Origin of the sequence: Phenylobacterium sp. (assembly GCF_036563385.1) — a bacterium.
Classification (GTDB): Bacteria; Pseudomonadota; Alphaproteobacteria; order Caulobacterales; family Caulobacteraceae; genus Phenylobacterium.
In genome coordinates, this window is the sequence record NZ_DATCML010000004.1 from 92,979 (window position 1) to 108,684 (window position 15,706).

The following is a 15,706-nucleotide window of genomic DNA, read 5'->3' on the forward strand; positions in this document are numbered from 1 at the left end:
CGGCTAGAGCCCGTAGGGTCTGTACGGCCCCAGGATCAGCTGCTCGAAGACGCCGACCCCCTGCTGCGGCGCCTCGCCGGGCGCCTCGTAGGTGGCGCGGCTGATCGCCTGGATGTGCAGGTGCTCCATGGCCGCCATGTCCGCCGACGCCAGGTCGATGTCTTCGCGCGCCACGGCCAGCTCGCCCTTCAGCGCGCCGTGCCGCCATTCGCCGCCGTAGCCGATGCCCCTCATCAGGAAGGTCTTCACCGGCTCCAGGCGCACCGTCGCCTCACCCTGGGCCAGCGGGATCTTCAGTGTCCCACCCTTCGCGTGGCGCGTGCCCGGGATGAGGTCCACGTCCTCCATCCGCGGCGCTTCGGCGTGCCATCCGCCCTCAGGGCCTGAGCCGTCCGGCAGGATCACCGCCCGCGTGTTCCAGGCCGCGCCATCCGGGTCGGCGTTGATGTGGAAGAAGACGCTGCGGTCGGCGAAGTTGATCGGCGTCCACTGCCAGAAGAAGCCCTGGAGGCCCGCGCCTGGAGTGGGCTGTGGATCGGGGGCGCCCACCGGCCGGATGCCCCAGGACCGGTCGCGGGTCCCGGTCCAGCCGGAAAGCTCCCGCCGCTCGCCGTCCACCTCCACCCAGCCGGAGATCCGGCAGTTCTGGGTCAGGCGGGTGTAGTCCATGAACAGCCGCGGCCCGAGCCGCTTGACGAACCTCGGCTCCTCGATGGGAAACGACCGCCCCTCGAACACCAGGTCGGCGGACAGCCCTTCGCCGCTCACCGTCACCCGCAGCTTCTGCAGCGGCTCGAGGACCTCGATAGCGATCGGGCCCACCGTCAGGTCCATGCGCTCCATGCCCAGCACCCGCGAGGCATGCAGGCAATGCTGCGTCCCCCCGCGGATGACCGAGAAGTGGGCGTCGGCCACGTTCAGGGCCGGATAGACCCCGAAGGCCACAGCGAAGAAGTCCGCCCCGTCCGGCGAGCAGCCGTTGAAGAAGTAGCGGTCGTAGAAGTTGCGGTCCGAACCCGCATAGGCGATCGGCTCGGGCGTCTGGTGGATGGGAAAATCGTCGCCCTTGGTCAGCATGTCCCCTCCCTCGCCGGCGTCTGCGCGCCGGCCGCTTCCGCCTCGCTAGGAGACCTTCCCCCGGGTCAGTCTTGCGGCTTCTGCCGGGCGCGTATCAAAGTTGCGCAAACGCCATAAGACAAGGGAGGCGCGCCCGCTCCGGCGGCGTGCGTAAGGGCGACATGAGCGTGATGACCGCTGCGGATCATCGCATCCCGCAGGACAAGGCGCTTGGGTTGATCGAGCCCGCCGCCTACGCCGACGGCCGCATCTACGAGACCTACCGCTGGCTCAGGAAGCATGAGCCTCTGGGCGTCGCCGAGATCCCCGGCATCGACCCGTTCTGGGTCGTCACCCGCCACGCGGATCTGCTGGAGATCAGCCGCCAGAACGACCTGTTCCACAACGGCGACAGGGCTACGACCTTCACCACCCAGGCCATGGACCGCAAGGTGCGCGAAATGATGGGCGGCAGCCCCCACCTCCTGCGCACCCTCGTGCAGATGGACGCCCCCGACCACCCGAAGTACCGCGCGCTCACCCAGGCCTGGTTCATGCCGCCCAACCTGCGGGGGCTCGAGCAGCAGATCCGGGTGATCGCCCGCGCCGCCGTGGACAAGATGGCGGCCTCGGGCGGCCGCTGCGACTTCGTCAATCAGGTGGCCCTGCACTATCCGCTGCACGTGATCATGAGCATCCTGGGCGTGCCCGAGAGCGACGAGCCGCGGATGCTCAAGCTCACTCAGGAGCTGTTCGGCGCCACCGATCCGGAGCTCACCCGCGACGCCGAGGCGCTGGGCAAACCGCCGGAGGAGCGCGAGTTCGACATCGGGGTGATCATCGACTTCTCGAACTACTTCCGCGAGCTCTCCGAGCGGAAGCGGGCCAACCCCACCGACGACCTCGCCAGCGTCATCGCCAACAGCCAGGTCGACGGCCAGCCGATCTCCGACCTGGAGGCGATGAGCTACTACATCATCGTCGCCACCGCCGGGCACGACACCACCTCGTCGTCCGTGGGCGGGGCCATGTGGGCGCTGGCGCAGAACCCCGGTGAGTTCGCCAAGGTCAAGGCCGACCTGTCGCTGATCCCCGCCCTGGTCGACGAGTCCATCCGCTGGACCACGCCGGTGAAGACGTTCATGCGCACCGCGACCCAGGACGTTGAATTCGCCGGCCGGGACGTGAAGGCCGGAGACTGGCTGATGCTCTGCTACGCCTCGGCCAACCGCGACGATGCGGTGTTCGAGGACCCGGACACGTTCAAGGCGGACCGCAAGCCCAACCGCCACGCCGCGTTCGGCTACGGCGCCCACCTGTGCCTGGGCCAGCACCTGGCCAAGATGGAGATGCGGATCCTCTGGGAGGAACTGCTGCCCCGGCTGAAGTCCGTGGAACTCGACGGCGAGCCGGCCATGAGCCAGGCCCTGTTCGTCAACGGCCCCAAGCGCCTGCCCATCCGCTTCGAGCTGGCCTGACCGTGGCTCACCCCCTGGAGCCGCGCGTCGCGGCCTATATCGCCGGCCAGCTCGGCTGCGAGGTGGCCGTCGAGGGCCTGGAGCGGATCTCCGGCGGCGCCAGTCGCGAGACCTATCGCTTCGTCGCCCGCTGGACGGACGCGTCCGGGGCGCGCGAGCGCCGGATGATCCTGCGGCGCGACCCGCCCGCCAGCCTGATCGACACCGAGCGGCGGATCGAGTTCGCCGCCTACCGCGCCTTCCACGGCTCGGCGGTCCCGGTGCCCGAGATGCTCTGGCTGGAGGAAGGCGACGGCCCCCTCGACCACCCCTTCTTCATCGCCGAGGAGCTGGCCGGCTTCCAGGCCGCCCCTCAGATGCTGCTCTCCGGCGCCTACGACGCGGTCCTGCCGAGGATCGCCGAGCGGAAGTGGACCATCCTGGGCGAGATCGCCCGGGCGGACCCGGCCGCGCTGCGCCTGACTGACGTGATGGAAGCGCCGGCGCTGGACGCCTGCTGGTCCCGCGAGCTTGCCCATTGGGAGGGCGTCCTCGACCACGACGAGGCCGAGCCCCTGCCGATCACCCGGGCCGCCATCCGCTGGCTGAAGGCCAACCCGCCGCCGCCGGCCCAGAAGCTCGGCGTCGTCCACGGCGACTACCGCACAGGCAATTTCCTGTTCGATACCGCCGGCGAGATCCACGGGATTCTCGATTGGGAGATGTGCCACCTGGGCGATCCGCTGGAGGACCTGGGTTGGAGCTTCAACCCGGTCTGGGGCTTCGGCCGGCCGGACGTGGCCGGCGGCCTGCTGCCGAAGGCGGACGCCGTCGCCATCTGGGAACGCGCCTCCGGCCTGAAGGCCGATCCCGCGGCCCTGCACTGGTGGACGCTGTTCAATTGCGTGAAGGGCCAGGCGATCTGGGTCGGGTCCGCCCGCGCCTTCCTGAACGGCGGCAACCGGGAGCCGATCATGATCTATCCGGCCTGGTGGCTGATCAACGCCCAGGACCGGGCGATCCTCAAGGTCATGGGCAAGCTATGAACCCTCCGGTCCCCGCCGTCCTCGCCGAGCTGGCCAACCTCGCCCTGCGCTACACCATGCCGGACGCGCCGCCCGCCGAGCGCGCCAGCAACCTCGGCCTCACCGCCATGCTGCTGAACCTGGCCGCGGAGGTTTGGGACCGGCAGGCGGCCGACCTGGTGGCCGAGAACCGCGCCATCCGGGCCCTGCTGGGCGAAAGCGGCCAGGACGCGGACCTCCGCCTCTCGTCCCTCAAGTCAGAGAACGACCGCCTCCGCGCCGCCCTGATCTCTTCGCAGGCCGACGCCGAAGCCGCCGGCGACGTCGCCCGACAGGACGCCATCTGGGCCGAGCTGCTGGCGTCCACCGAGCGCCGCAAGCTGTCGGTGTCGCTGGTCTGAGGTCCTATGACGTCCGGAGCAGTTCCAGCGTCCGCCGATCCGGCTCGCCGCTGAAGTACTTCTCCAGGGCCGCGGCGAACGCCGCCTCCTCCGGAGCCGCCTGCGCGAATAGGGTCATGGACGATCGGAACTTCAGGTCGTCGGGGCTGCCGAAGATCTCGTGTGCGGTCCGCCCCTCCACCGCGTTCACCGCCGCCGTGCAGGCGAGCAGCCGGCGCCCAAGCACCCGGTCGGCCAGATAGGCTCGGGCCTCGTCGAGACCGGAGATCGCGTAGCGTTGCGCCATCGGGCTGGCGCCCAGCCCGGCCAGCTGGGGAAACACGAACCACATCCAGTGGCTTCGCTTGCGCCCGGCCTTCAGCTCCGCCAACGCCCGCTCATGGACGCCGGCCTGCGCCGCCACGAACCGGCCGAGATCGAAGAGGTCGCTCATCGCGGAGCATCTGGCGGCGCCCCATCGCGGGCGTCCAGCCCATAGTCGCGCAGCACGGCGGCGACCCGCAGGCGATAGTCGCGGAACACACCCGCGCGCCCTTCCGCCTGGGCCGCGCGGTGCGCCTCGAGCCGCCGCCAACCCGCCACGGCCGCCTCGTCACGCCAGAACGACAGCGACAGGAGCTTGCCCGGACTGGCCAGGCTCTCGAACCGCTCCACGGAGATGAAGCCTTCCATGCCGGCCAGGGTGTCGGCCAGGTCCCCGGCGAGCTCCAGATAGCGGCCTCGGCCGGAGGCGCTCGGGACCACTTCGAAAATCACGGCGATCATGCCGTCACCGGGGTCAGGAAGGTGCGCCGCTCCGAGCGGATGAACCGCTTCTCCTGAGCCATCCGAAAGTTCTCGCCCCCACGTTCGTCGGCCTTCAGCCGGGCCCGATAGGCCTCGTACGCCGCCAGGCTGTCGAAGGAGATCAGCGCCATGGCGACGTCGTTGGTCCCCTCGTGCGGCAGGAAATAGCCGAGGAGATCGCCGCCACAGGCGGGGATGATGCTCAGCCAGTTTCGCGCATAGGCCTCGAAGGCGTCGCGCTGGAACGGGTCGATTTCGTAGTGGATGCAGCAGGTCACCGTCATGGGAAGGCTCCGGTTGGCGAGGCCGCAGACCTATCCCTCGCCGCCGCCGCCATGCTTCGATCTGCGCCGAAGCATCCCCGCCGATCTGCCGCTATGCTGCCGGCATGAGGCTCGGGCCGGACATCACCCGCATCGCCGCCCTGCTGGGCGATCCTGCGCGCGCCAACATGCTGGCGGCGCTCATGGGCGGCCAGGCGCTCACCGCCGGCGAGCTCGCCCGCGAGGCAGGCGTCACCGCCCAGACGGCCAGCAGCCATCTCGGCCGACTCGAGGCCGGCGGCCTGCTGACCCGCCGCCGGCAGGGCCGTCACAGCTACTTCGCTCTCGCCGGTCAGGAGGTTGCCGACGCCATCGAGCAGCTGATCCTGCTGGCCGGGCGGGAGGGCCACCTGCGCAGCCGGCCCGGACCGCGGGACCCCGCCCTTCGCCGGGCCCGGGTCTGCTACGATCATCTGGCGGGCGACTTCGGCGTGGCCATGCTGGACGCCCTGGTGGCCAGCGGCCGTATCGCCGATCACGAGGGCGCCCTCGCCTTGACCGATGACGGCCGCGCCTTCGCCCGGGACTTCGGCCTCGACCTCTCGGCGCCCGCCCGCCGTCCGGTCTGCAAGGCCTGTCTCGACTGGAGCGTCCGGCGCAGCCACCTGGCGGGCGTGATGGGCGCCGCCCTGCTGTCGCGCATCTACGCCCTGGGCTGGGCGCGGCGACTGGAGGGCACGCGGGTCGTGCAGTTCAGCGCCCCTGGCGAGGCCGCCTTCCGACGGGCGTTCGGCGCGCCCCCGTTCTGAGCTGCGCAGACGGGTGACAAGCCCGCCAACCTCGGCTTTCCTGCCGCCCTTTCCAGAACAACCAATTTCATAGGGACGATTTCATGCCACCAAGGATGCTGCCCGAGCCCACGCCGGAGACCCGGCATTTCTGGGACGGCTGCAAGGAAGGCGAGCTTCGCCTCCAGCGCTGTTCCACCTGCGGCGGCGGGGCCTATTTCCCGCCCCGGCCGTTCTGCCCCAAGTGCGGCAGCCGCGAGGTGGAGGTGTTCCCCGCCAGCGGCCGCGCCGTGCTCTGGTCCTATGTGATCAACCACCGCCCGCGACCGGACATGGGGCCGGACCCTTACGCCATCGCCGTCGTGAAGCTGGACGAAGGCCCCACCATGATGACGAACATCGTGGGCTGCCCGCAGACGCCGCAGGCCCTGCAGCTCGACATGCCGGTGAAGGTCGTCTTCGAGAAGCAGACGGACGACATCACCCTGCCCTTCTTCACCCCGGCGGAGGGCTGAGCGCATGAAGCCGAAGAGCATTGCGGTCGTCGGCGCGGCCGAGACCACCAAGATGGGCAAGATCCCGGACGTGTCGGTGATCGGCCTGCACGCCGACGCCGCCCTGAACGCCATGGCCGACGCTGGCCTGAAGCCGTCGGACATCGACGGCGTGGCCACCGCCGGCATCAGCCCGGTCGAGCTCGCCCACTACCTCGGCATCAAGCCGACCTACGCGGACGGCACCTCGGTCGGCGGCTGTTCCTTCATGCTGCACGTCCGCCATGCCGCGGCGGCGATCAACGAGGGCCTCTGCAAGACGGTGCTGATCACCCACGGCGAGAGCGGCCGCTCCCGCGTGGGCGCCGGCGGCTTCGCCCGCTCGCCGTCCAGCCTGATGGGCCAGTTCGAGCTGCCGTTCGGGGTGGTGGGCCCGCCCACCATGTTCACCGTCCCGGTGCTCCGCTACATGAAGACCTACGGCGTCACCGAGGAAGACCTCGCCAACGTCGCGGTCATCCAGCGCGAGTGGGCGGCGAAGAACCCGCGCGCCAGCTTCAAGGACCCGCTGACCGTGGACGACGTGCTCTCGTCGGACATGATCGCCTGGCCGTTCACCAAGCTGCTGTGCTGCCTGGTCACCGACGGCGGCGGCGCCCTGATCCTCACCTCCGCCGACCGGGCCAGGGACTTCCCGCAGAAGCCGGTCTACATCCTCGGCACGGGCGAGAGCGTCGAGACGCCGATGGTCTCGCAGATGTACGACTTCACCTCGTCCACCGCCTTCCGCATCTCCGGCAAGAAGGCGTTCGACGAGGCGGGGATCAGCCACGCCGACGTTGATCACCTGATGATCTACGACGCCTTCGCTCACCTGCCGCTCTACGGCCTGGAGGACCTCGGCTTCGTGAAGCCCGGCGAGGCCAAGGACTTCATCCGCGAGCGCAACACGGCGATGGGCGGCAAGCTGCCGCTGAACACCAACGGCGGCGGCCTCAGCTACATGCACTCGGGCATGTACGGCATGTACGCCCTGCAGGAGAGCGTCCGGCAGATGCGCGGGACCGCCCCGGCGCAGGTGCCCGGCGCCAAGGTCAGCGTGGCCCACGGGGTCGGCGGCATGTTCGCCGCTTCGGGGACGGTGGTCTTCTCCAACGAGGCGCCCTGACGGGATCTCCTCCTCCCGCGTCACAAGACGCGGGAGGATCAAGGGAGCCGGCGCCCCCGCCGCGCGTTGCGCACCCGCCATGGGTGACAAGATTCTCGACTGCCTGGTGGTGGGCGCCGGCCCCGCCGGCCTCACCGCCGCCATCTACCTGGCGCGCTTCCGGCGCGACTTCCTGGTGATCGATTCCGCCGCAAGCCGCGCCGGCTGGATCCCGCGCAGCCACAACCATCCGGGCTTTCCAGCGGGCATCCGCGGCAAGACCCTGCTCGCCCGCATGCGGACCCAGGCCGAGAAATACGGCGCCCAGTTCCGCCTCGGCCGCGTCGAGGACCTGAAGCGCGACGGCGACCTCTTCGTCGCCGGCACGACCATCGGCGAGCTGCGCGCCCGCACCGTGATCCTCGCCACCGGCGTCATGGACAACGAGCCGAACCTGCCCGGCCTCGACGCGGCCGTGTCCAAGGGCCTGGTTCGCATATGCCCGATCTGCGACGGGTACGAGGTGATCGGCCAGCGGGTGGGCGTGCTCAGCCACGACGCCCATGGCGCCGCCGAGGCCCGCTTCATCACCACCTACTCCGACCAGGTCACCCTGATCCACGTGGGCGCCCCGGACGCCCTGCCGGCCGAGGAGCGCCAGCGCCTCGCCGCGGACGGCATCGAGCTGATCGAGACCGCCGTCGACAGCGTCGCCCTGGAGAAGCGCCGCATCACCGCCCTCTCCTTCAACGGCCAGCCCCGGGAGTTCGACGTGATCTACTCGGCGCTCGGCGTCACGCCCCGCACCCAGCTGGCGATGAAGGCGGGCGCCAAGCTGGAGGAGAGCGGCCGCCTGGTGGTCGGCGACCACCAGGAGACCACCGTGCCCGGCCTCTACGCCGCCGGTGACGTGGTCCGCGGCCTCAACCAGATCTCAACCGCCCAGGGCGAGGCCGCCACCGCCGCCACCGACATCCACAACCGCCTGCGGGCCAGCGCCTAGCCGTTGGTCTCCCCTCCTCCACCGAGGAGGAGGGCTTTGATCTAGCTCTCGAACCGCCAGGCCCGGCCGTCCGGCTTCACCCGCCCCGCGGTGGGCGTCGGGAAGTGCGTGCCGATCACCAGCCGGCCGTCCTGCGCCGCCTCCGTGAGCGCGGCCCGGCGGGTGGCGCAGGCGGTGTCCGGGGCGGCGTCCGACACGGCGTTCCACTCGGGCCGGGCGATCTGGCAGGGGTGGTGCATGAAGTCCCCGGTGATCAGCGCCGTCTCGCCCGCCGACTGGATCAGCACGCTCACATGCCCCGGCGTATGGCCCGGCGTGGGGACCAGCTGCACCTCCGGACAGACCCGGTAGGCCGAGCTGGCGTCGATCAACTCCACCAGCCCCGCCGCGAAGATCGGCTGCAGGCTGTCGGCCAGCATCGCCTTTGAGCTCTCCGCCTCGTCCGCCTGCCAGAACTCGAACTCGCGCCGGTCGATCAGGTGGCGGGCGTTTGGGAAGGTGGGCGTCCAGACGCCGTCCTTGAGGTGGGTGTTCCAGCCCACATGGTCGGAATGGAGGTGCGTGCAGAGCACCACCTGGATCTCCTCCGGCGCATGCCCTGCCCCCCGGAAGTCCTCCATGAACCGGGTCTGCAGCCCGTTCCACATGGGCAGGCTGCGCCCCTGCCGGTCGTTGCCCACGCAGGTGTCGACCACGATCTTCAGCGTCGGCGTCGCCACCACCAGCGCATGGACGCTCATCTTCGCGTGGCCGTTCTCGTCCACGTAGGGCTGCGCCCAGTCGATGGCCTTGAGCTCGTCCGTCGTGGCCCCCGGGAACATGAACTCCACCGGCGCGGCCATGTCGTGCTCATGGATCTTCGTGATCCTGACGTCCCCGACGGTCCACTGGGTCATGTGCGGCGCTCCCTTTGGCCGGAAGGCTGCACCGCCCATCCCCCGCCGGCCAGCGATTTTCCCTCTCCCGCGTGCGGGAGAGGGCAGGGTGAGGGCGGCGCAGGACGACCCGCCGCCGCTCCCGTTGCACCCGGGTCCAACCCACTGCCCGGCCACACGCCGAGCCGCCCCGCCACCAATTTCCCTCTCCCGCGTGCGGGAGAGGGCAGGGTGAGGGCGGCGCAGGACGACCCGCCGCCGCTCCCGTTGGACCCGGGTCCAACGCCTTGCCCGACCACACGCCGAGCCGCCCTCACCCAACCCTCTCCCGGAGGGAGAGGGCTTTTCGCCCTACCGGTCGAACTTCGTCGACAGCACAATGGAGCTGTTGGTCCGCTCCACGCCGGGCAGCGCCCCGATCTCGTCGATCAGGGCGTCCATCTCGCTGACGCTCGGCGCATCCACCGTCGCCACCATGTCGAACGGCCCGCTCACGGACTGCAGCCGGCGCACGCCGGACATCTTCTTCAGCGCGCTGGTCACCGCCGCAGCCTGCTTCGGCTCCACCGTCAGCATGATGAAGGCGTGCACCCGCGCCGCCTCGTGCTTCTCCGACAGCCGGACGGCGTAGCCCGCGATCACGCCGGCCCGCTCCAGCTTGGCCAGCCGGCTCTGCACCGTCGTGCGCGACAGGCCCAGTCCCCGGGCCAGTTCGGCCACCGGCGCGCGGGCGTTCTCCCGCAGCCGCGCCAGCAAGTGCTCGTCAAGGTCGTCCATCGTCGTAGCGTCCGCAGTGTTCGTCGACTCGCCCAGAATACCTGCGCAATCCGCCGAACTGCCAGTTGAAATGAACTTGGCCGTAGCGGACCCTCAGGCCGGGATCATTCCGGAGGCAGGCGATGCGCAAGGTGGCCGTGGTCGGGGCGGGCAAGATCGGCTCGACCGTCGTCGACATGCTGGTGGGCTCGGGCGACTACCAGGTGCTGGTCATCGACCAGTCGGCGGACTCGCTCTCCAAGCTCGCCCCCAAGGCGCCGGTGGAGACCGCCGCCATGCCGATCGAGGACGTGGACGCGCTCGCCGCCCGCCTCGCCGGCTGTTTCGCCGTGGTGAACTGCGCCCCCTATCACCTCACCGTCACCGTCGCCCGCGCCGCGGCGGCCGCCGGCGCCCACTACCTCGACCTCACCGAGGACGTGGCCTCCAGCCGCGTCACCCGCGAGCTGGCGCAGACCTCTGGGACCGCCTTCATCCCGCAGTGCGGCCTGGCCCCAGGCTTCATCACCATCGCCGCCTGGGACCTCTGCAAGCACTTCGACGAACTGCACGACGTGCGCCTGCGGGTGGGCGCCCTACCCCGCTATCCGTCCAACGCCCTGAACTACAATCTCACCTGGTCCACCGACGGGGTGATCAACGAGTACTGCGAGCCCTGCGAGGCCGTGGTCAACGGCAAGCTCCGCGAGGTCCCGGCTCTGGAAGAGTGCGAGGAGTTCGCCCTCGACGGCGTCACCTACGAGGCCTTCAACACCTCGGGCGGCCTGGGCACGCTTTGCCAGACCCTGGAAGGCAAGGTCCGCAACCTCAACTACCGGACCATCCGCTACCCGGGGCACGCCGCCATCATGAAGGCGCTGCTCAACGACCTGAACCTGCGCAACCGCCGCGAGGTCCTGAAGGACATCCTCGAAAACTCGCTGCCGGCCACCCTGCAGGACGTGGTCATCGTCTTCGTCACCGTGTCGGGCATGAAGGACGGCCGGCTGATGCAGGAGACCTATGTCAACAAGGTCTTCGCCCAGCCCATCGGCGGCCAGATGAAGAGCGCCATCCAGATCACCACCGCCGGCGCCATCTGCGCGGTGCTCGACATGCTGGCCGACGGCAAGCTGCCGCAAGCCGGCTTCATCCGGCAGGAGGACATCCCGCTGGACGACTTCCTCGCCAACCGCTTCGGCCGGTTCTATGCCCCCGAAGACCACCTCTCCTTTCGCGCCGCCGCCGAGTAAGTCCGCATGACCGTCCAGTCCAAGATCACGTCGGCCGCCGCCGACGCCGCCCAGGTTCTCGAGCGCCTGGGCGTCCCCTCCGCCCTCTGGACGGGCGGCGACCGCCCGGTCCGCTCGCCGGTCACCGGCGAGATCATCGGCCAGGTGCACGACACCGCGCCTGACCAGGTGGACGCCGCCGTCGAGGCGGCCCACCAGGCCTACCTCGCCTGGCGCGTGGTCCCCGCCCCCCGCCGCGGCGAGCTCGTCCGCCTGTTCGGCGAGGAGCTGCGCGCCGCCAAGGAAGACCTCGCCCGCCTCGTCACCCTCGAAGCCGGCAAGATCGTCTCCGAGGCCAATGGCGAAGTGCAGGAGATGATCGACATCTGCGACTACGCCGTCGGCCTGTCGCGCCAGCTGTTCGGCCTGACCCTCGCCACCGAGCGGCCCGACCACCGGATGATGGAAACCTGGCACCCGCTCGGCGTGGTGGGGATCATCTCGGCCTTCAACTTCCCCGTCGCGGTTTGGTCCTGGAATTCGGCGCTGGCCTTCGTCTGCGGCGACGCCTGCGTCTGGAAGCCGTCGGAGAAGACCCCGCTCACCGCCTTGGCTGTCCAGGCGCTGTTCGAGCGCGCCGTCGCCCGCTTCGGCGACGCGCCGGCCAATCTGTCGGCTGTGATCATCGGCGGCCGCGAAGTCGGCGAGCGGCTCGTCGACCATCCGAAGGTCCCGCTCGTGTCCGCCACCGGCTCCACGGCCATGGGCCGCGCCGTCGCCCCGCGCCTTGCGCAGCGCTTCGCCCGCGCCCTGCTGGAGCTTGGCGGCAACAACGCCGCCATCGTGGCGCCCACCGCCGACCTCGACCTCGCCCTGCGCGGCATCGCCTTCGCCGCCATGGGCACGGCCGGCCAGCGCTGCACCACCCTGCGCCGCCTGTTCGTGCACGAGAGCCACTACGAGGCCTTCCTGCCGCGCCTGAAGGCCGCCTACGCCACCGTGCCGGTGGGCGACCCCCGCGAGGCGGGCACGCTCGTCGGCCCGTTGATCGACGCCGGGTCCAAGGCGCAGATGGAGAAGGCGCTGGCCGACGCGCGCGCCGCGGGCGGCCAGGTGCACGGCGGCGACCTCGTGGACGTCCCGGGCTGCCCCGAGGCCGCCTACGTCCGCCCGGCCCTTGTGGAGATGCCGTCGCAGGCTGACGTGGTGCGCCGCGAGACCTTCGCGCCGATCCTCTACGTCATGAAGTACCGCGACCTGGCCGAGGCCATCGCCCTGCAGAACGACGTCCCGCAGGGCCTATCGTCATCGATCTTCACCAACGACATGCGCGAGGCCGAGCTGTTCATCAGCGCGGCGGGGTCCGACTGCGGCATCGCCAACGTCAACATCGGCCCCTCGGGCGCCGAGATCGGCGGCGCCTTCGGCGGCGAGAAGGAGACCGGCGGCGGCCGGGAAGCCGGCTCCGACAGCTGGAAGGCCTACATGCGCCGCGCCACCAACACCCTGAACTACGGCCGCACCCTCCCCCTCGCCCAGGGCGTCAAGTTCGACGTCTGAGGCCGCCATTCCCCTCTCCCGCTTGCGGGAGAGGAGGGCAGACCGCCACGGCGCCTGCGAGATATCCCTCTCCCGCGCCGCAGGCGTGGGAGAGGGTAGGGTGAGGGCCGGCTGGGCTCCTTCCGCCACTTAGGACCCACCCGAGGGCCCTCGACCATCAGCGTGAACGCGCCCAGTCCGCGGCGAGACAGCGGGGCGGCCTGACCATGATCAGGCATAGCTCCTGAGGCCGGCGTCGGTCTGACCGAGGTAGGCCAGCAGCTCGTGCAGCGGCATCGGCCGGCCCACCAGATAGCCCTGCGCCCGATCGCAGCCCATGGCCGAAAGCAGGGCGAAGCAGGCTTCGGTCTCCACGCCTTCGGCGGTCACCTTCAGGCCGAGGCTGTGCGCCAGATCGATGGTCGAGCGCACGATGAGGGCGTCCCGCTGGCTCTCCGTGACCCCCTCCACGATCGAGCGGTCGATCTTCAGCTCCTGGCCGCGGATCCGCTTGAGGTAGGCCAGCGACGAGAGGCCCGTTCCGAAGTCGTCGATGGAGATCCCGATGCCCGCGGCGGCGAAGCGGTCCAGCATCGCCAGGGCCAGTTCCGGGTTCTCGATGACCGCCGTCTCGGTGATCTCGAACACCAGCGCGCCTCGGGCCTCGGCCGCCTCGGCCAGGGCGAAGTCGGCGAAGTCGGGCTCGCCGAGCGTCCGGCCTGAAATGTTCACCGCCACATCCAGGGGGAAGCCGGCGCCAGCCAGGGCCTTCTGGTCGGCGATCGCCCGGCGCAGCGCCCATTCGGTGAGGTTGCGTATGTGCCCGGTCTCCTCGGCCATGGGCACGAAGAGGTCCGGCGAGAGCATGCCGCGCACGGGATGGCGCCAGCGGGCGAGCGCCTCCACCCCGGTGACGCGCCGCGCGCGCAGGTCGACCTTGGGCTGGTAGTGCAGCTCCATACCGCCGGTCTCCAGCGCCCGGATCAGGCTCGACATCAGCGACAGGTTGGCCGCCGGATCGCCATAGGCCTCGGCGTCGAAGAAGGTCACCTTGCGCCGGCCCGTGCGGGCCTGGTCCAGGGCCACGTTGGCCAGCTCGATGGTCGCCGCCGCGCCTACGGAGGCGTCCAGGGCGGCGAGCCCCAGGTCGAGCGAGACGTCGATCGCATCGCCGCCGCCCATCCGCAGCGGCTGTTCCAGCTCCGTGAGCAGCCGGCGCGCGTCGTCGACCGCCGCATCCGGCCCCTGGGCGACGATGGTGAAGCCCAGCACGTCGGTGGCGATCCGCGCCACGCCCGACGAGGGCGCCAGGCCGGCCAGCCGGTTGCCGATGGTCCTCACCGCCTGAGCGGCAAGCGCGTAGCCGATGGCGCCGCGCAGGTGGTCGAAGCGGCGAACGCCCAGGGCCGCCACATAGACCTGGCCGTGCGGCCGGTCGGACAGGCCGTCCACCACCCGCTCCAGCGTCAGGCGGTTGGGCAGGCCGGTCTCCTCGTCGTGCAGGGCGAGGTGGGTGATCCGCCGCTCGCGGTCGCGGATCGTCGTGGCCATGGCGTTGAAGCTGTGCGCCAGCCGCCCCAGCTCGTCGTCGGTGGTCGCCTCGACCTGGGCGTCCTCGCCGCGCTGCAGACGGCGTGCGGCCTCGTCCAGGTCAGTCACCGGGCGGGTGACGCCGCGCGCCAGCAGAAGGCTGCCGAAGCCCACCACCAGGACTCCCGTCAGGCTGAGCGCGGCCACCACCGCGAACAGCGGCCGGAAGGGCGCCAGCGCGCGGTCGAGGGGATAGCGGAGCAGCAGCGCCGCCTGGCCGCGCCCGTCCAGGCTGGGCAGGGGCTTGGCGAGCGCGATGGAGCGGCCGTCGCTGAGGTCCAGGGTCTCGGGCGAGCCCCGGCCGCCCGTCAGGGAGGCGGTGATGAAGCGCCGCACTGCGGCCTGGTCCTGACGCGGGAGGGAGGCGTCGGTCTCCCAGCCGTGCGTCGGCTCGCGATGCACCACCGCGGCCTCCAGCGGAATGGCCGACAGCTGCTCCAGCTCGCGCATCTCTTCGGCGTCCAGGCGAACGCCGAAGGCCACCCAGCCGAGCAGGTCCGGCGACAGGATCGGCGCGCTGGTGACGTGGTAGGGCTGGTCGTCCAGCATGACCACGCCCGAGGGCTGCTCGCTGGCCGAGAAGGCGGCCTGCAGCCGCTGGGCGTCCTGCGGCGCCATCTTGGCCCCGATCGGCCGGCCGGCCTCGTCGAGCACGAAGGCCCGATCGACCCCGACGCGGCGGCGCAGATTGTCCATGGCCGAGACGATCGTCGTCTCGTCGCCGGTCGCCACCGCCTGCTGGAAGCCGAAATCGCGCGACAGCAGCTGCGCGCCTTCACGCAGCCGCTCGGTGCGCAGCGCCCAGACGTGGTCGAACACCGAGCCGGTGGCCGTGAGCTCGGTGCGCACCTGCCGCTGGGCCGCCTGGCTGATCGCCACGAAGACGCAGAGGAAGACCAGCAGCAGGCCCGCGCCGAACAGGCCGGCGTAGAGGACGGCGAGCCGCGTGCTCAGCCGCTGGAACAGCATCAGTAGCCGCCGTGCCGCAGGCGCCGGGCCCGCAGGTCGCCGGTGACCGCCACCCGCACGGCACCGGTCGAAGGCGCCACCACCTGGCGGACCACCACCGCATCCGGCGCCGGCTTCCCGGCCGGCTTGCTCAGGCTGAACGCGAGCTCTCCCGCTCCCGCGGAGGACGCGAGGCACACGCCAGCGAGCAGGGGCGCGAGTCTGCGCATGACCCACAACCTAGGCTGTAGCCGTGAACCGCCCGTAAACCTTGACCGCGCTCGCCGTTTGCCCTTCGCGCAGCCGTTCGGCACACTGGGGCCTTTCCGACTGCCCTTTTTCGAAA

Annotated in this window: 17 protein-coding genes; 9 read left to right on the plus strand and 8 right to left on the minus strand. The window is 70.7% G+C overall.

What is annotated here, in order from left to right:
• Positions 1-3: 3 nt before the first annotated feature.
• A complete protein-coding gene (locus tag VIL67_RS01270) occupies positions 4-1,077 on the minus strand; it encodes an Rv3169 family protein (RefSeq protein WP_332047028.1) in 1,074 nt (357 codons plus the stop codon).
• 161 nt (positions 1,078-1,238) lie between these two features.
• Between VIL67_RS01270 and VIL67_RS01275 the strand changes: the two genes are divergently transcribed.
• From VIL67_RS01275 to VIL67_RS01285, 3 genes are read left to right on the plus strand one after another with little or no spacing between them, the layout of a single operon-like run.
• Positions 1,239-2,534, plus strand: coding sequence for a cytochrome P450 (locus VIL67_RS01275; RefSeq protein ID WP_332047029.1), 1,296 nt, complete (start codon positions 1,239-1,241; stop codon positions 2,532-2,534).
• Positions 2,535-2,536: 2 nt separating this feature from the next.
• Positions 2,537-3,559, plus strand: a complete 1,023-nt coding sequence (locus VIL67_RS01280) for a phosphotransferase family protein (protein WP_332047030.1) — start codon at positions 2,537-2,539, stop codon at positions 3,557-3,559.
• Positions 3,556-3,939, plus strand: coding sequence for a hypothetical protein (locus VIL67_RS01285; protein ID WP_332047031.1), 384 nt, complete (start codon positions 3,556-3,558; stop codon positions 3,937-3,939). Before VIL67_RS01280 ends, VIL67_RS01285 begins: the two co-directional genes overlap by 4 nt.
• Before the next feature lie 4 nt (positions 3,940-3,943).
• Here VIL67_RS01285 and VIL67_RS01290 read toward each other — a convergent pair whose 3' ends face one another.
• From VIL67_RS01290 to VIL67_RS01300, 3 genes are read right to left on the minus strand one after another with little or no spacing between them, the layout of a single operon-like run.
• Positions 3,944-4,372 (minus strand): DUF1810 domain-containing protein, encoded by a 429-nt coding sequence (locus VIL67_RS01290; RefSeq protein ID WP_332047032.1) that lies wholly within the window; start codon positions 4,370-4,372, stop codon positions 3,944-3,946.
• On the minus strand, positions 4,369-4,704 hold the full coding sequence (locus VIL67_RS01295; protein ID WP_332047033.1) for an antibiotic biosynthesis monooxygenase family protein: 336 nt from the start codon (positions 4,702-4,704) through the stop codon (positions 4,369-4,371). Before VIL67_RS01295 ends, VIL67_RS01290 begins: the two co-directional genes overlap by 4 nt.
• A complete protein-coding gene (locus VIL67_RS01300; RefSeq protein ID WP_332047034.1) occupies positions 4,701-5,009 on the minus strand; it encodes an NIPSNAP family protein in 309 nt (102 codons plus the stop codon). Before VIL67_RS01300 ends, VIL67_RS01295 begins: the two co-directional genes overlap by 4 nt.
• 104 nt (positions 5,010-5,113) lie before the next feature.
• Between VIL67_RS01300 and VIL67_RS01305 the strand changes: the two genes are divergently transcribed.
• The 4 genes from VIL67_RS01305 (at position 5,114) to VIL67_RS01320 (ending at position 8,420) form a co-directional block, all read left to right on the plus strand.
• Positions 5,114-5,797 carry an ArsR/SmtB family transcription factor gene (locus VIL67_RS01305; RefSeq protein ID WP_332047035.1) on the plus strand — a complete coding sequence of 228 codons (684 nt, stop codon included), beginning with the start codon at positions 5,114-5,116 and terminating at the stop codon, positions 5,795-5,797.
• A gap of 83 nt (positions 5,798-5,880) precedes the next feature.
• Positions 5,881-6,291: a Zn-ribbon domain-containing OB-fold protein gene (locus VIL67_RS01310; RefSeq protein WP_332047036.1), complete on the plus strand. Its 411-nt coding sequence runs from the start codon at positions 5,881-5,883 to the stop codon at positions 6,289-6,291.
• Positions 6,292-6,295: 4 nt separating this feature from the next.
• Positions 6,296-7,438 (plus strand): thiolase C-terminal domain-containing protein, encoded by a 1,143-nt coding sequence (locus VIL67_RS01315; protein WP_332047037.1) that lies wholly within the window; start codon positions 6,296-6,298, stop codon positions 7,436-7,438.
• A gap of 79 nt (positions 7,439-7,517) precedes the next feature.
• Positions 7,518-8,420: an NAD(P)/FAD-dependent oxidoreductase gene (locus VIL67_RS01320; RefSeq protein WP_332047038.1), complete on the plus strand. Its 903-nt coding sequence runs from the start codon at positions 7,518-7,520 to the stop codon at positions 8,418-8,420.
• 41 nt (positions 8,421-8,461) lie between these two features.
• Here the strand turns inward: VIL67_RS01320 and VIL67_RS01325 are convergent, their stop codons facing one another.
• Positions 8,462-9,316: an MBL fold metallo-hydrolase gene (locus VIL67_RS01325; RefSeq protein WP_332047039.1), complete on the minus strand. Its 855-nt coding sequence runs from the start codon at positions 9,314-9,316 to the stop codon at positions 8,462-8,464.
• A gap of 330 nt (positions 9,317-9,646) precedes the next feature.
• Complete coding sequence (locus VIL67_RS01330; protein WP_332047040.1) at positions 9,647-10,072, minus strand: Lrp/AsnC family transcriptional regulator; 426 nt, start codon at positions 10,070-10,072, stop codon at positions 9,647-9,649.
• A 122-nt stretch (positions 10,073-10,194) separates the two neighbouring features.
• Between VIL67_RS01330 and VIL67_RS01335 the strand changes: the two genes are divergently transcribed.
• Both VIL67_RS01335 and amaB read left to right on the plus strand, forming a co-directional pair.
• A complete protein-coding gene (locus VIL67_RS01335; protein ID WP_332047041.1) occupies positions 10,195-11,304 on the plus strand; it encodes a saccharopine dehydrogenase family protein in 1,110 nt (369 codons plus the stop codon).
• A 6-nt stretch (positions 11,305-11,310) separates the two neighbouring features.
• Complete coding sequence (gene amaB, locus VIL67_RS01340) at positions 11,311-12,843, plus strand: L-piperidine-6-carboxylate dehydrogenase (RefSeq protein ID WP_332047042.1); 1,533 nt, start codon at positions 11,311-11,313, stop codon at positions 12,841-12,843.
• Positions 12,844-13,053: 210 nt separating this feature from the next.
• On the opposite strand, the gene VIL67_RS01345 is transcribed toward amaB, so the two are convergent.
• Together VIL67_RS01345 and VIL67_RS01350 are read right to left on the minus strand one after the other, a co-directional pair.
• Positions 13,054-15,381: a putative bifunctional diguanylate cyclase/phosphodiesterase gene (locus tag VIL67_RS01345; protein ID WP_332047043.1), complete on the minus strand. Its 2,328-nt coding sequence runs from the start codon at positions 15,379-15,381 to the stop codon at positions 13,054-13,056.
• Complete coding sequence (locus tag VIL67_RS01350) at positions 15,381-15,590, minus strand: hypothetical protein (RefSeq protein WP_332047044.1); 210 nt, start codon at positions 15,588-15,590, stop codon at positions 15,381-15,383. The genes VIL67_RS01345 and VIL67_RS01350 overlap by 1 nt, the downstream gene beginning before the upstream one ends.
• Between the last annotated feature and the right edge of the window lie 116 nt (positions 15,591-15,706).